Below are 238 nucleotides of genomic sequence, written 5' to 3' on the forward strand. Positions count from 1 at the left end.
ATCTGCTAATGTTTCCCCATTCACCAATCAATCTAAAAGATTTAATGATTGGTCTATTTCTGCCGGGGTGGGTGTTCCACTTCTTCAGTCTGCGGATTTAACCTCTATCAAAAATGGTAACGGTAAAAACCTTTTTGGATATTCAGCCTACGTAAGTATTGATAAAGCCATTACTCATGCTTTTGGGATCAATTTACAATATGACAGAGGTGAAACCAGACAAGGATGGTTCAATACT

Annotated in this window: 1 protein-coding gene; it reads left to right on the top strand. The window is 37.8% G+C overall.

What is annotated here, in order from left to right:
* Positions 1-238: hypothetical protein (locus GB932_RS21735; RefSeq protein WP_231915928.1), on the top strand; the 238-nt coding region annotated here is incomplete at both ends.

This window comes from Microbacterium karelineae (assembly GCF_009745985.1).
Classification (GTDB): Bacteria; Actinomycetota; Actinomycetes; order Actinomycetales; family Microbacteriaceae; genus Microbacterium; species Microbacterium karelineae.